Origin of the sequence: Acinetobacter sp. FL (genome assembly GCF_040744925.1) — a bacterium.
Taxonomy (GTDB): Bacteria; Pseudomonadota; Gammaproteobacteria; order Pseudomonadales; family Moraxellaceae; genus Acinetobacter; species Acinetobacter radioresistens.
Genome location: NZ_CP160437.1, coordinates 1,534,703 through 1,549,635, shown reverse-complemented (window position 1 = coordinate 1,549,635; position 14,933 = coordinate 1,534,703). Strand labels below are relative to the sequence as shown.

General features: G+C 43.5%; 12 protein-coding genes. All 12 read left to right on the top strand.

The window, feature by feature from the left end; genetic code table 11:
• Nucleotides 1–6: 6 nt before the first annotated feature.
• The 12 genes from ABZP31_RS07225 to modB all read left to right on the top strand — a co-directional run bounded on the left by ABZP31_RS07225 (nt 7) and on the right by modB (nt 14,932).
• Complete coding sequence (locus ABZP31_RS07225) at nt 7–1,347, top strand: MFS transporter (RefSeq protein WP_075039832.1); 1,341 nt, start codon at nt 7–9, stop codon at nt 1,345–1,347.
• 31 nt (nt 1,348–1,378) lie between these two features.
• Nucleotides 1,379–3,925: a nitrite reductase large subunit NirB gene (nirB, locus tag ABZP31_RS07220; protein WP_248134670.1), complete on the top strand. Its 2,547-nt coding sequence runs from the start codon at nt 1,379–1,381 to the stop codon at nt 3,923–3,925.
• 24 nt (nt 3,926–3,949) lie between these two features.
• Nucleotides 3,950–5,560, top strand: a complete 1,611-nt coding sequence (nirD, locus tag ABZP31_RS07215; protein ID WP_248134669.1) for a nitrite reductase small subunit NirD — start codon at nt 3,950–3,952, stop codon at nt 5,558–5,560.
• A gap of 280 nt (nt 5,561–5,840) precedes the next feature.
• A complete protein-coding gene (locus ABZP31_RS07210) occupies nt 5,841–8,621 on the top strand; it encodes a molybdopterin-dependent oxidoreductase (protein ID WP_367156957.1) in 2,781 nt (926 codons plus the stop codon).
• A complete protein-coding gene (locus ABZP31_RS07205; protein WP_005014217.1) occupies nt 8,618–9,256 on the top strand; it encodes a molybdenum cofactor guanylyltransferase in 639 nt (212 codons plus the stop codon). Before ABZP31_RS07210 ends, ABZP31_RS07205 begins: the two co-directional genes overlap by 4 nt.
• A 133-nt stretch (nt 9,257–9,389) precedes the next feature.
• Nucleotides 9,390–10,442, top strand: coding sequence for a GTP 3',8-cyclase MoaA (gene moaA / locus ABZP31_RS07200; RefSeq protein ID WP_367156956.1), 1,053 nt, complete (start codon nt 9,390–9,392; stop codon nt 10,440–10,442).
• A 1-nt stretch (nt 10,443) separates the two neighbouring features.
• Nucleotides 10,444–10,695 (top strand): MoaD/ThiS family protein, encoded by a 252-nt coding sequence (locus ABZP31_RS07195; RefSeq protein ID WP_248134662.1) that lies wholly within the window; start codon nt 10,444–10,446, stop codon nt 10,693–10,695.
• A gap of 1 nt (nt 10,696) precedes the next feature.
• Nucleotides 10,697–11,248 carry a molybdenum cofactor biosynthesis protein MoaE gene (locus ABZP31_RS07190; RefSeq protein ID WP_248134660.1) on the top strand — a complete coding sequence of 184 codons (552 nt, stop codon included), beginning with the start codon at nt 10,697–10,699 and terminating at the stop codon, nt 11,246–11,248.
• A gap of 54 nt (nt 11,249–11,302) precedes the next feature.
• Nucleotides 11,303–12,226, top strand: a complete 924-nt coding sequence (gene moaCB, locus ABZP31_RS07185; RefSeq protein ID WP_248134658.1) for a bifunctional molybdenum cofactor biosynthesis protein MoaC/MoaB — start codon at nt 11,303–11,305, stop codon at nt 12,224–12,226.
• Nucleotides 12,223–13,464 carry a molybdopterin molybdotransferase MoeA gene (locus ABZP31_RS07180; RefSeq protein ID WP_248134657.1) on the top strand — a complete coding sequence of 414 codons (1,242 nt, stop codon included), beginning with the start codon at nt 12,223–12,225 and terminating at the stop codon, nt 13,462–13,464. Before moaCB ends, ABZP31_RS07180 begins: the two co-directional genes overlap by 4 nt.
• Nucleotides 13,465–13,478: 14 nt before the next feature.
• The gene (modA, locus tag ABZP31_RS07175) at nt 13,479–14,240 is read left to right on the top strand and encodes a molybdate ABC transporter substrate-binding protein (protein ID WP_248134655.1); all 762 of its coding nucleotides are present in this window, start codon (nt 13,479–13,481) and stop codon (nt 14,238–14,240) included.
• Between the two features lie 8 nt (nt 14,241–14,248).
• Nucleotides 14,249–14,932, top strand: a complete 684-nt coding sequence (modB, locus tag ABZP31_RS07170) for a molybdate ABC transporter permease subunit (protein ID WP_248134653.1) — start codon at nt 14,249–14,251, stop codon at nt 14,930–14,932.
• Nucleotide 14,933 lies beyond the last annotated feature (1 nt).

Sequence of the window (14,933 nt, the reverse complement as noted above, 5' to 3'; positions counted from 1 at the left end):
TGGCTTATGTCTTCAAATTTAAATGCTAAAAAAGCAACAAAAATAAGTCTATTTAACTTTAGTACTGCAGCGATGCGGGCCTTCCATATGAGTTGGCTCGCATTTTTTGTCTGCTTCTTTGCCTGGTTTGCCTGTGCACCGCTAATGCCAGTTATTGCAGGAGAGTTTCATCTGACCAAAGACCAGATAGCCAATATTAATATTGCTGCAGTTGCAATCACCATTCTCGTAAGACTCATCGTTGGTCCTTTATGTGATAAATACGGCCCGCGCAAAACTTATACCGCATTACTCATTATTGGCAGTCTTCCAGTCTTTGGAGTAGCCTCTGCCAACAGTTATGAATCCTTTCTGTTCTTTCGTTTACTGATTGGCGCTATTGGTGCCAGTTTTGTGATTACTCAATATCACACCAGCATCATGTTTGCACCCAATGTAGTAGGTACCGCCAATGCTGCCACAGCTGGCTGGGGAAATGCCGGTGGTGGAGCCACTCAGGCGCTCATGCCGCTGCTTCTTGCTGCATTGGTAATGTTTGGAGTTGAACAGACCTTAGGCTGGAGAATTGCGTTAATTGTTCCAGGGATAATGATGATAATTGTTGGGGCATTGTACTGGAAATTTACCCAGGACTGTCCACAAGGTAATTTCAAGGAACTGCGGGCAGCAGGTGTACAGGTCGGAAGCGAGAAAAAAGGTGGCATGGCGATTCTTCTGCATGCGGCACGTAACTATCGGGTCTGGATTTTATTTGGGGCCTATGCAGCCTGTTTCGGAATTGAAATCTTCATACATAACATCGTGGCGATGTATTACGTCGAACACTTCAGCTTCGGCCTTAAAGAAGCCGGTATGGCAGCAGGCATATTTGGCTTGTTGGCATTATTTGCGCGTGCTTTGGGCGGCATTGTATCTGATAAGGTGGCAATTAAAAAGGGACTGGATGGACGTACTAAAGTGCTGTTCGCCATGATTCTGATGGAAGGCCTGTTTTTAATTTTATTCTCGCAAATGAATAGCGCCATGCTTGCCATTCTGGTTATGACCATTTTTGCACTCTTTACCCATATGGCTTGTGGTGCGACTTATGCACTGGTGCCATTTATTGACCGTGATGCTTTAGGAGGCGTGGCAGGCATTATCGGAGCAGGGGGTAATGTTGGTGCAGTCGCAGCAGGCTTCTTGCTTAAAGGTATGCTGGATATACAAACCTGTTTAATGATGCTGGGCGGACTGGTTGTGATTGCCGCAAGCTTTGTACTGATGATTCGTTTTTCGGTCGAACATAAGGCCAAAGAGCAGAAGCTGTTTGAAGATGCTGTTCTTGAGCGCAACAAAACAGCTTGAATCATACAAAAAAGAATAAAGGAGAAAGAATATGAAACTGGTAATGATTGGCCACGGTATGGTCGGACATAAATTTATTGAATCCATGCTTGAGCAGATAGATGACGAAGTTGAAATTACGATTCTGGCAGAAGAGCCGCATCTGGCGTATGACCGTGTTCATTTAACTGAATATTTTAGCGGTAAATCAGCCAAGGATTTAGCCCTTTGCCGTACAGACTTCGCCGATGCTTATGGAATTGATCTACGTTTAAGCACTAAAGCCACTGCGATTGATACAATTAGTAAAACAGTGATTACCAATCATGGCGATGTGATTGCGTATGACAAACTGGTTTTAGCCACTGGCTCTTATGCTTTTGTTCCACCAATTCCGGGTAATGACCGTGAAAAGTGTTTTGTTTACCGTACGATTGAAGATTTGGACGCGATTCGTGCAGCTAGCCTGAACGCCAAAACGGGTGTGGTGATTGGTGGTGGCCTTTTAGGTCTAGAAGCTGCCAAAGCTCTGCGTGACCTGAACCTAGAAACACATGTTGTAGAGTTTGCACCACGTTTGATGGCAGTTCAAATTGATGATCTGGGCGGCAAAGTTTTACGCTCAAAAATCGAAAATCTGGGTGTTCAAGTTCATACCCAAAAAGCGACTTCAGCCATTGAAGAGGGTGTGAATGCCAAGCATGTAATGAAGTTCGGTGATGGTGCAGAACTGGAAACTGACATTATCCTGTTCTCTGCAGGCATCCGTCCACGTGATGAATTGGCACGTCAAAGCGGGCTGGCCATTGGTGAGCGCGGCGGGATCATGATTAATGATTATTGTCAGACCTCCAATCCAGATATTTACGCGATTGGTGAATGTGCGCTGTGGAATAACAAGATTTTTGGTTTGGTCGCTCCGGGCTATGATATGGCGCGTATCGCGGCAAAACATGTACTGGGCCAAGAAAGCCATGCATTTGCTGGCGCAGACATGAGTACCAAGCTGAAACTGATGGGTGTCGATGTCGCATCTGTAGGTGATGCACATGCCATGACTCCAAATGCACTCAGCTATTTCTATGCTGATGAAGCTGCGATGGTTTATAAAAAAATCGTGGTCAATGCAGAAAAAACCAAGTTGCTTGGTGCGGTACTGGTCGGTTGTGCCAAAGAATATAACGACCTGCTGCAAATGATGCTGAATGGTCTAGACATACCGGAAAATCCAGAAAGTCTGATCATGCCAAGCTTTAATCAAGCCACTGCCAAAGCAGGAGGTAGCGGTGTTGATCTACTCCCAGACAGCGCAACCATCTGTTCATGTAATAACGTGTCTAAAGCGGATATCTGTTCTGCAATTGCTGATGGTTCCACTTCACTCAGTGCGCTAAAAAAATGCACCAAAGCGGCAACGGCATGTGGTGGTTGTGCACCGCTGGTAACACAAGTATTAAAATCTGAGTTACAACGTCAAGGCGTAACCGTGAATAACCATTTGTGTGAACACTTCGCTTATTCACGTCAGGAGCTGTATCACCTGGTGCGTGTCAATGAGATCAAAACTTTTGATGATCTGATCCAGCAACACGGTCACGGTCTGGGCTGTGACATCTGTAAGCCAACAGTAGCAAATATTCTGGCTTCTTGCTGGAATGACTTTGTGCTGAAACCAAACCATGCAGGTCTGCAAGACAGTAATGACTACTACCTCGGTAACATTCAAAAAGATGGTACTTACTCCGTGGTACCGCGTATGGCTGGCGGTGAAGTCACACCGGATGGTCTGATCGTGATTGGCCAGATTGCCAAAGAATATGGTCTGTATACCAAACTGACGGGTGGTCAGCGTGTCGATATGTTTGGTGCACAAGTCCATCAATTGCCTGAAATATGGGAAAAACTGATTAATGCTGGTTTTGAATCGGGTCATGCTTATGGCAAGTCATTGCGTACCGTGAAATCTTGTGTCGGTAGTACCTGGTGCCGTTATGGTGTAGATGATTCTGTCGGCTTGGCTATTTTCCTGGAAAACCGTTACAAGGGCCTACGTTCACCACATAAAACCAAAATGGCAGTATCTGGCTGTACTCGTGAATGTGCAGAAGCACAGAGCAAGGATGTGGGCGTCATTGCGACTGAAAAAGGCTGGAACCTATATGTATGCGGCAATGGCGGCATGAAACCGCGCCATGCTGAACTGCTCGCCTCAGATCTGGATACTTCCACACTGATCAAATATATCGACCGTTTCTTCATGTTTTATATTCAGACAGCCGATCGTCTGCAACGTACTTCAGTATGGCGCGATAATCTGGAAGGTGGTCTGGATTATCTGAAAGATGTCATCGTAAATGATTCACTCGGTTTGGCAGCAGAATTAGAGCGCCGTATGCAGCATGTGGTCGGTACCTATCAGGATGAATGGCGTACTGCAATTGAAGATCCTGAAGTTCGTAAACGTTTCAAAACCTTTATTAATGCCAAAGCTGAACAGCAAAACGACTCACATATCCAGTTTACAGAAGTTCGCGGCCAGATTCGTCCAAAAACAAAAGCTGAACGTGATGCAAACCGTATTGCAGTAGTGGAAGCCTGATTCAAATAACAAAGGAGCAAGAAGATGACTATTTTTAAAGACATGAATGAACTAAATTGGGTAGAAGTGTGTGCACTGGACGACATCACCCCAAATACTGGTGTAGCAGCATTAGTAGAAGATCAATCAATTGCGATCTTCCGTGTAGGATCAGAAAAACGAGTATATGCGCTGAGTAACCAGGACCCATTTAGTAAGGCTTTTGTGATGTCACGCGGCATCATTGGTGATTTACAAGGTGAGCGCGTCGTCGCTTCACCCATTTATAAGCAGCATTTCAGCCTGGCGACGGGCCGCTGTCTGGAAGATAAAGACCAGAAGCTCCTGGTATTTCCAAGCAAAATTGAAAATGGCAAGATATCCATTAGCCCTGTGCCACAAAAAACCTATATTACCAATAACGGTGTTTCACCTGAAAAAATGAAGCTGGTACTGGTCGGTAACGGTCTGGCGGGCATGCGTTGTCTGGAAGACGTGCTGGATATGGCGCCAGACCGTTATGAAGTTACCGTGATTGGCGAAGAACCGTGGGGCAACTACAACCGTATTATGCTATCACCTGTACTTTCGGGTGAGAAAACCATTGATGACATCATGCTGCATCCGCATGCCTGGTATGCCGACAAAGGTATTCGCCTGATTGCCGGTGATCCGGCAGTCCGCATTGACCGTCCGCGTAAGCATGTGTATACCGAAAAAGGTGAAGTAATCAGTTATGACCGCCTGATTCTTGCCACCGGTTCTAAACCATTCGTTCCACCAATTCCAGGTAGTGATTTAAAAGGCGTACTCAGTTTCCGTAATATTTATGACGTCAACCAGATGCTGGCCTATTGCAAGACTAAAAAAAATGCGGTGGTCATAGGCGGTGGTTTGCTTGGTCTAGAAGCAGCATATGGACTTAAACAGCAGGGCATGCATGTTACTGTGCTGCACCTGATGGACCGTATCATGGACCGTCAGTTGGACATCAAAGCCAGCCAAATGCTGAAAACAACGATTGAACGAAAAGGCATTCGTATTCTGACTGAAGCCAATACTGAATGTCTGATCGGTGAAGAGGGTCACGTGACTCAAGTCAAACTCAAAGATGGCACTGTGCTGGATGCTGATCTGGTGGTATTCGCTGTGGGGATTCGTCCAAACATGAGCTTGGCGCAAAGTGCAGGTCTGCGGTGCAACCACGGTGTATTGGTGAATGACACCATGCAGACTTTTGATCCGAGTATTTATGCTGTAGGCGAATGCATCGAGCACCGTGGTCAAACCTTTGGTCTGGTTGAACCATTATGGGGCCAGGCATTTATTTGTGCATCGCATCTGGCCGAGCATGGCAGCCTAATCTTCAAAGCTCCCACTGTTCCGACTCAGCTCAAAGTCAGTGGTTGTGATGTATTCTCGGCAGGTGACTTTGAGCCGAAAGATGATTTTGAAGATATCATATTAAATGATGAAAAACGTCAGATCTACAAGCGCATTATTATTCAAAAGGATAAAGTGATTGGTGCAGTGTTGTTTGGCGACACTGAAGACGGCGCATGGTATGCGGAACTAATTGCAGATCAAACCCCAATTACAAATATTCGCAACAAGCTGCTTTTTGGTCGGGATTTTGCATTAAAGAAAGCAGGTTAAAAAATCAATTTGTCATGGAAAAACAGGATATGCGAAATGTTATCCGCAACTGTTTAAGCCAAGACAACATAAGAAAATGAATGTTTCTGCAAGCTTTTTGATAAATGATGGATTAAGGCGATTTTTACGGATGACAATAGTTTTGCCTATTTCTCCCGAAAGAAAAGTAGGTGGAACCAAAGGTTCATCCAGGAAAATGAGTCGAATTGAAAAGACACCGTTGTAATGAACCCCCTTTTAAAAGAATTAAATAGCCCGTTACAAAACTTAAGGAGCATCCATGAACAGTATTCCCATTGTGGAACTTGAAAGCTCTACAGACTTAAAAACAATAACTACGCAAACGACCTGTCCATACTGCGGCGTGGGCTGTGGAGTAACGGCACATGTGACGCCAACACCATCAGGACTGAAAGTAGCGATAGAAGGCGATGTCAATCATCCTGCTAATTATGGCAAGCTCTGCATTAAAGGCAGTAATCTGGCAGATACTTTGGGACTGGAAACCCGTGTCCTAGAACCGATAATCGGGCGTAAAGATCAGCAAGAAATCACTAGCTGGGATACTGCGACTTCTATTATTTCCAAAAAATTCCAGCAATGTATTGATCAATATGGTCGTGACAGTATTGCCTTCTATGTATCGGGCCAATTACTAACTGAAGACTATTATGTCGTCAATAAATTTGTTAAAGGCTATCTCGGTACAGCCAATATCGATACCAACTCACGACTTTGCATGTCATCGGCAGTTGCCGCACATAAACGCGTTTTTGGTGAGGATATTGTCCCTGCGAGTTATGAGGATTTTGAACATACCGATATGGTAGTACTAGTGGGTTCCAATACTGCATGGTGCCATCCGGTGCTGTACCAGCGCATTATGAAAGCCAAAGAACAGCGTAACCTGTTTGTAGTCGTAGTTGATCCCCGCTTTACCAGCACCTGTGAAGCTGCGGACTTGCATTTGCCGATTTTACCCGGACAAGATGTGGCACTGTTTAATGGTTTATTGCAGTATCTCTGGAAAAATGGTCACACAGACCAGAAATTTATTGCTCAATATACACAAGGCCTAGAACAGACTTTAGTACAGAGTGAAACTGAATCTTCCATTGAAGCAGTGGCTCAGCGTACTGGCATTACTGCTGATAAACTGCGAAACTTTTATGAGAAATTTGCCCAAACTGAAAAAGTTATGACCTTATTTTCAATGGGAGTTAATCAGTCTTCTCAAGGAGTAAACAAGGCTAATAGTATTAGCAACTGCCATTTATTGACGGGGAAAATTGGCAAACTGGGTGCCGCACCATTTTCTATGACCGGACAGCCGAATGCGATGGGCGGGCGTGAAGTGGGTGGACTGGCCAACATGCTGGCAGCCCATCTGGAGCTGGAAAATGAAAGCCATCAGCAACTGGTGCAAAATTTCTGGCAAAGCCCCTATATTGCCAAGCAGGCAGGGCTAAAAGCCGTTGATTTATTTCAGGCAGTTGAAAGCGGCAAGATTAAAGCAATCTGGATCATGGCGACCAATCCAGTTGTGAGCATGCCGGATGCCGATCAGGTCAAACGAGCTCTGGAAAAATGTGACTTTGTGGTGGTGTCGGATATTTGCCAAAATACGGATACCACTCAATATGCCGATGTCTTGTTACCTGCACTTGGTTGGGGAGAAAAAGATGGCACCGTAACCAATTCGGAACGTCGTATTTCCAGACAGCGTGCTTTTTTAGATATACCAGGACAAGCCAAAGCTGACTGGTGGACCATCAGTCAGGTGGCTCAAAAAATGGGATTTAATGGTTTTGATTTTAATAATAGCCATGACATTTTTCTGGAACATGCCCGATTATCTGCCGAACAAAATTCTCATTTAAGTCAGCGATCTGAAACACCATATTTCCGTTATTTCAATTTAAAGGGTTTAACCGATTTAAGCTTGGCTGAGTACAATGAGCTAAAACCAGTGCAGTGGCCAGTGTGGAGCAAAGATCAGGCAGATGATTTAGTCACTCGACTATATAGCCAAGGTCAGTTTAGCCATGCCGATGGCAAAGCTAAATTTATTGCGGTCTCTGCAGTAGATCCATTTTATCCAATCTGTAGTGAATTTCCTTTAATTTTAAATACTGGCCGGATCCGAGATCAATGGCATACCATGAGCCGTACCGGACTCTCTGCCAATTTAAGTACACACCGTGCTGAACCGTATTGTGAAATCCATCCGCATGATGCCTTGAAATACGGGATTAAAGATGACGAGCTGGTAGAAGTTAAATCCAGATGGGGAAATTGTGTTTTACGTGCAATGGTCAGTGACAATATTCGCGGTGGACAGGTCTTTGCACCGATTCACTGGAATGACCAGGTGGCCTCTGACGCCAGGATCGGCAAGATCGTGAATCCGGTAGTCGATGCTATTTCCGGTGAGCCAGAATTTAAACACACACCAGTGCTCATACAACCCTTTCATATTCAGTGGCAAGGCGTATTTTATGTACGTCAGGGTTTTGAAAAAACTGTGCAATCGTCTATTGAAAATATGGTTTGGTGGGTAAAGATCACCACCACCAAAGCTCTCCGTTATGAACTGGCAGATCGTCAAAAATTCGCTCATACTACTGAGCATTTAAAAGAATTATTCCCATTTCAGGATGAAAGTTTTGAATGGCTAAATCTTGAAGATCAAACTGCTCACATCAGCCATACTGTAGTACTGAAAGAAGGTCACTTAATTGCCAGCCTGTATATTGCACCGAAGGCTTTATTACCAGACCGGGACTGGATAGCCAACCTGTTTAAACGTGAACGTTTAAGTGCCATGCATCGTAAAGCCTTACTCGCCGGGCAGCCAATGTCCATGGTGAATAATGAAGGTCCCTTGGTGTGTAGCTGTTTTAAAGTCGGTAAAAACCGCATTATTGAAACCATTAAAACTAAAAATATTATGGATGAAAAACAGATAACTGCATGTTTAAAAGCTGGAGGAAATTGCGGTTCATGTCTGCCTGAAATCCGTGGTCTGATTAAAGCATGCCAAATGGAGGCGGTAGAATGAAAAAAGGGAGCAAGAGAGAAAATAATAAAACAGTTTATCCGCGTACTGATCTGGTGATACTAGCCGGTGGACAGGCCAGACGGATGAATGGCATCAACAAACTGTTGCAGAAATTTGATGAACAGATTCAGCTGATTAAAATTTATCAACAACTGAAACCAAATATTGCACAGGTCTGGATCAATAGTCATCGTGACTATTCCATTTATCAAAAAATTATTCCAAATATTTATTATTATCAGGATGATGAGACCGGTTTTCAGGGGCCATTAATGGGCATGAAAAGTGCCTGGTCGCATGTGCAATCAGACTATGTGCTATTTGTACCCTGCGATGTAACCTATATCCCATCCAAAGTACTGCTCAAGCTACATGTGGCTCTAGCTAAAAATAATCTGGCAGAAGTCGCTTATGTCGAAATCAATGGTAAGCCACTTTATCCATTTTGTCTGGTCAAGCGCAGCAGCTTGGTAACCCTGAATTTACATATTGAACAAGAACAGCGCAGTCTTAAACACTGTTTTAGTGATTTGCACGCTCAAGTCGCATGTTTTAAAAATCATGCCCTATTTTTTCACAGTATTAATTCGCTGGATGAGCTGCAACAGTATCAGCAGCTCAAATTTCTGCACTAAAACTGAATATTTTTCTTTTAGCGCAAAGTTGGAACACTTATTGCAAACCTGATTATTACAAGATTGAGCAATGCAGGTATCAAGCATTGCAGATGCGCATAACCAGCCCGCAGTCTGAAGATGGATATTCAACATGAAGACGATGACACAGCTTGAAAACGTTGCATTATTTATCGACCAGTTTGGCCGCAGCAAGCGCAAGCTACGTATTTCAGTGACTGATCGCTGCAATTTTAAGTGTGTCTACTGTATGCCAGAACATCCTGAATGGCTGAAAAAACAAGACCTGCTCAGTTTTGAAGAGTTATATCAATTCTGTGATTTTATGGTTCGTCATGGTATAGAAGCTATCCGCATTACTGGTGGTGAACCCTTAATGCGGCAGGGAGTAGTGCATTTCGTTGAACAGCTTCAAGCTCTAAGAAAGCTGGGCCTAAAGCGTATTTCGATGACCACTAATGGACACTACCTCAAGCAATATGCAGATAGCTTAAAACAGGCCGGACTGGATGATTTGAATATCAGTCTGGATAGCTTGACTAACAAGCAGTTCAAGCAGCTGACCCAAAAAGATTTAACACCCGTTTTGGAAGGAATTCAGGCAGTCAAAGCTGCTGGCTTACCGATCAAGATCAATTGTGTATTGATGAACGGAATCAATAACCATCAAATTCTGCCTTTGGCACGCTGGTCGGTTCAGCAAAAAATTATGCTGCGTTTTATTGAATTTATGCCCCTGGATGGGGATAGAAAATGGTCTACGGAATATGTGGTCAGTGAAAAATACATTTTAGAAACCTTGGCGACTGAATTTACTCTCACTGAGAAAAACAATGACTCTGCACAGTCAGGTTCGGAACCTGCAAGACAGTATTTGATTGATGGCCATCCGATCGGAATTATCTCGACCATTACCAATTCATTTTGTGGCAGCTGTGACCGGTTACGGTTAACAGCACAAGGTGAATTTTATAACTGCCTGTTTGCACCACAAGGTTTAAATATTAAAAATGAAATCCGCTCTCTGGGCTCTTCTTTACCTTTGGGTGAAGTGAATTTATACAGCATTTTATCTCCATACATCTGGAACAAAGAACAAGGCTTTTACGCTATAGCACAGCGTTTAAAAAGTCAGAATATGAACCAAAACAGCCGCAAGATTAGTATGCATATGATAGGAGGCTAAGATGTCACAGATCAAAATCAGAATTGAAGCCTTCGGTGCGGTAGAACGGCAGTTACCGCAAAATTTCGAAATTATCTGTAAATCTCAAAGTACAGTTTCTCAGGTCTTGGATCAGGTGGGACATAACTATCCTGAAGCCCTTGCCATAATGGAACGCTGTGCCTGTGCAATTGGTGAAGATATTATTTCACGTCAGACTCCACTTACTGCTGACAGCACGCTGGTACTACTTTCACCTGTAGCAGGAGGTTGAAATGGACGAATACAAACAGTTTCCCCGGATTCAGAAGGCTGCTTTAAAGCTGGAATTTTTTGATCTGATTCAGTCTTTTCCTGAATGTGGTGGGATTGGAGTATTTATCGGTACGGTTCGGAATCATCATGAAGGTAAAGCAGTAAAAGCACTAAAATATACTGCCTATACACCCGTTGCAGAAAAAATGATTCGTCAGATTGAACAGGAAATTCAGGTTAAATACGGCGTATCTTATGTACGTGTAATACACCGGATTGGGACACTGGAGATTGGTGAAAAAGCCATTATTGCCATTGCTTATGCAGCACATCGCCGGGAAGCCTTCGCAGCCTGCGAAGAAGCAGTAGAACGGGTCAAACATGAGGTACCGGTCTGGAAAGAAGAGTTCTATATAGATGGCAGTAGCCAATATGTTGAGGGTTGCTGTATCCGTAAAGATGAAACAGACCTTAGTCATGCACATCATCATCCAGAACATTCAGCCGAAAAGCATCAGCATTGCCGTCACACCAAAGAGAACACTCCATTGATTTATCAATGGCCGCTATAAGCTAGAACTGAAAATACGCTTGTTTAAAGAAAGAATGAACCACAGGAATAGGCAATGAAAAATGTCGGGATGAAAGCAGAAAGTTACCGTACTGCAGTGGCCACAGGAATTCTGTATGCTCCGCCACATTGTATTGAATTATTACGCAATGGTAATACTGAAAAAGGTGATGCTCTCAAGACGGCTCGCATTGCAGGAATTCTGGCAGCTAAACGTACCGATGAGCTCATTCCACTATGTCATCCATTACCCATTTACCGGGCTGACGTAGAATATAAACTGTTTGATACGCATGTTGAAATTATTGCGATAGTTGAAACCATAGGCCCAACGGGTGTGGAAATGGAAGCTTTAACGGCAGTCAGTCTGGCCGGTTTAACACTGTATGATATGTTAAAGCCTCATTGTGAACCAGAAGATTTATCACTGGATCAATGCAAGTTACAAAAGAAAAAAGGGGGGAAATCACATTTTACCCGCGTTTTAAAAAACAGCTTGCCTGCTTCTATCATTGTATTGTCAGACACGGTTGCTGCCGGTAAAAAGCCGGATACAGCAGGGCAAAATGTCCTGGAAATATTACAGGAAGCTAATTTCGTAAATATTGCCTATCAGATCATTCCGGACAATCCTGAACAGTTACTGGCACTGGTTGAACAACAGAAAAATGATTATCCACTCATTTTAACGGTAGGCGGAACAGGACTCGGCCCTAAAGATTTAACTGTTGAAACCTTACAGCCTTTATTAAAGCGGGAAATACCCGGCTTGATGGAAGCTTCACGCAATTTTGGTCAGAAACGTACGCCCTATGCTGCTTTAAGTCGTGGTGTCGCTGGTTATATCGAGAATAGTCTGATCATGACTTTACCAGGCAGCCGTCAAGGTGCCAAAGAATCTTTGATTGCAGTTTTACCCGCTTTGATCCATCTGTTTGATGTGCAAAAAAATATTCCACATCAGGGAGGGTATCAATGAATACTATCAGCTCAAGGTGTGGTGCTGAACATGGCCTGATCAGTGTAGATCAGGCATTGGATCGCATTTTGCAACATGTGCAGCCCTTAGATACTGAGAAACTTGAATTACAGAACGCCTTAAATCGCTATCTGGCTGAAAATATCTATTCTTCAATCAATTTACCCTTATTTTCACAAAGTGCAGTCGATGGGTATGCCATCTGTGCCAAAAAAGCGATTGAACCGGAAAGTGAATTCCAGCTCATCGGTGAAATTCGGGCCGGTCAGCAGGTCGAAGTACAACTCCAGGCAGAGCAGGCAGTCCGAATTTTTACTGGGGCCAAAATTCCATCTGGAACTACTACAGTGGCGCGTCAGGAAATAGTTGAGCTAATCAATTCATCCAGAATTAAAATCATCGAAAACCTAAAAGCTAATATTGATATCCGGGATGTAGGCGAAGAAATTGTAGCAGGGCAATTATTGGCAAATGAAGGTCAGCAATTGTCTGTCGGAGTAATTGCTTCCTTAAGCATGGCAGGGATCAATACCGTTGAAGTCTTTCAATATCCTAAAGTTGCCATAGTTATTTCAGGAGATGAAGTTGCTGAAAGTGTAGAGGACTTTGCAGCAGGAAAAATTTTTGATGCCAATGGACCCTTGATTAAGGCATGGTTTCAGCAGGCAGGGCAGCAAGTAGAAATCTTTCATATTGCTGATACCAAAGAGGCTGTACAGGCACTCATCCAGAAATTATCGTCAAGTTATGACCTGATTTTAACCACTGGCGGTGTATCGGTGGGAGATTATGATTTTATTCGTCCCGTTGCTTTAGAGTCAGGTTTTGAACAGATTTTCTGGAAAGTAAAACAGAAGCCGGGTAAACCCATATTCTTTGCGTACTTACAGCGTAATGACAAATCACCTTGTTATCTGCTAGGGCTGCCGGGCAATCCTGCAGCGGTTTATGTAGGTATGCAAGTCTATACTTCCACCTTATTAAACGTTTTACAAGGTCAAAAAAATCAGCCGAGCTGGTTTAATGCGGTACTGAGCCATGATCTGAAAATGGATGCCAGAGAACGTTTTTTAAGAATGTACGCAAGCTTTGATGATTCGGTTTTAACAGTTAAGAGTCTGTCCAGGCAGCAATCACATATGTTGAGTAATTTAATGCAGGCTAATTGTCTGGTACGGGTTCCGGCAGAACGAAACCTGAGTCAAGGCGATATGGTTCAAGGCTTATTTATTCAGTAATAAGGAAAATGTACATGAAAAAAATCCTGTTTTCTTATATGTGCCTGACACTGACATTTTCCTCTACACAGGCCGGTACGGTTAAGATCTATGCAGCGGCCAGCCTAAACAATGCCATGACTGAAATCGCTAAAATTTATCAGGCTCAATATCCACAAACTAAAATTGTCACAGTATTTGGTGGCTCTTCAACTCTGGCTAAACAGATTGAAGCCGGAGCCAGTAGTGATCTATTTTTTTCAGCAGATCAGGAGTGGATGGCTTATCTGGTCAGAAAAAATAAAATTCATGCGGATCAAGTGAGGTCTTTATTGGGTAATCAGCTGGTTATGATTAGCCCCAAATACCTACATATTCCATTCAAGCCGCAACCGGACTTTAAAATAGCTAAAGTTTTTAATGGATATTTGTGTACAGCACAGATGGAGACTGTTCCCGCAGGCAAATACGCTAAACAGGCCTTGACCAGATTACGCTGGCTGAATGATTTGAAAGGGCGCATTGTAGGTACAGATGATGTACGTTCTACGCTGACCTTTGTAGAACGGGGAGAATGTAAACTGGGAATCGTGTACAAGACAGATGCTTTGATCAGTCAAAAGGTAAAAATTCTGGGAGTCTTTCCTGAGCATTTGCATAATCCTGTTATCTATCCGCTTGCCTTGACCAAGGCAGGAAGTAACTGTCCTGAAGCAGTACGATTTCAAAAGTTTATTGTAGAGTCAGTACAGTCAAAAACTATATTTCATCACTACGGCTTTTCGCTTAAACCTTAAGGATAATCATGTTCGGACCAGAAGAGCTGAGTGCACTTTATTTATCAGCCAAAGTTGGCCTGTTTGCAACGCTGGTCTGTTTACCGTTTGCTATTACATTGGCTTGGTACTTGGCTCGTTATGAATTTCGTCTAAAATTTATGGTTGAGGCCTTATTACAGCTCCCGATGGTCTTGCCGCCTGTCGTATTAGGTTATCTGTTACTTATACTATTTGGTCAGCAAGGGCTGATCGGTCAGTACCTGCATATTCTTGGACTGGAACTGGCCTTTAACTGGAAAGGTGCCGTGCTGGCTTCAGTGGTAGTGGCATTTCCATTAATGGTACAGCCAATCCGCCTGTCTTTTCAGTTAATGAACCGGCAGTTAGAACATGTAGCAGGTACACTTGGCGCTACACCTGTCCAGGTCTTTTACAGTATTAGTCTACCTTTGGCCTTACCCGGCATGATCATTGGCAGTATTTTATGTTTTAGCCGGAGTCTCGGAGAGTTTGGCGCGACCATTACTTTTGTAGGCAATATTCCTGGTGAGACCCGTACTGTGCCTATTGCTATATATTCTTTTTTACAGCAGCCCAATGGTGAAGAAATGGCTCTGCGGCTGGTGATGTTATCTCTGGTACTGGCTTTTTCAGCCCTCATCGCCAATTACTTCATTTTACAGAAATACCAGAAAAAACTGGAGGGGTGAT

Coding starts and splice junctions, on each gene's coding strand:
- ABZP31_RS07225 (WP_075039832.1), top strand. CDS start 7: ATGTCTTCAAATTTAAATGCTAAAAAAGCAACAAAAATAAGTCTATTT.
- nirB (WP_248134670.1), top strand. CDS start 1,379: ATGAAACTGGTAATGATTGGCCACGGTATGGTCGGACATAAATTTATT.
- nirD (WP_248134669.1), top strand. CDS start 3,950: ATGACTATTTTTAAAGACATGAATGAACTAAATTGGGTAGAAGTGTGT.
- ABZP31_RS07210 (WP_367156957.1), top strand. CDS start 5,841: ATGAACAGTATTCCCATTGTGGAACTTGAAAGCTCTACAGACTTAAAA.
- ABZP31_RS07205 (WP_005014217.1), top strand. CDS start 8,618: ATGAAAAAAGGGAGCAAGAGAGAAAATAATAAAACAGTTTATCCGCGT.
- moaA (WP_367156956.1), top strand. CDS start 9,390: ATGAAGACGATGACACAGCTTGAAAACGTTGCATTATTTATCGACCAG.
- ABZP31_RS07195 (WP_248134662.1), top strand. CDS start 10,444: ATGTCACAGATCAAAATCAGAATTGAAGCCTTCGGTGCGGTAGAACGG.
- ABZP31_RS07190 (WP_248134660.1), top strand. CDS start 10,697: ATGGACGAATACAAACAGTTTCCCCGGATTCAGAAGGCTGCTTTAAAG.
- moaCB (WP_248134658.1), top strand. CDS start 11,303: ATGAAAAATGTCGGGATGAAAGCAGAAAGTTACCGTACTGCAGTGGCC.
- ABZP31_RS07180 (WP_248134657.1), top strand. CDS start 12,223: ATGAATACTATCAGCTCAAGGTGTGGTGCTGAACATGGCCTGATCAGT.
- modA (WP_248134655.1), top strand. CDS start 13,479: ATGAAAAAAATCCTGTTTTCTTATATGTGCCTGACACTGACATTTTCC.
- modB (WP_248134653.1), top strand. CDS start 14,249: ATGTTCGGACCAGAAGAGCTGAGTGCACTTTATTTATCAGCCAAAGTT.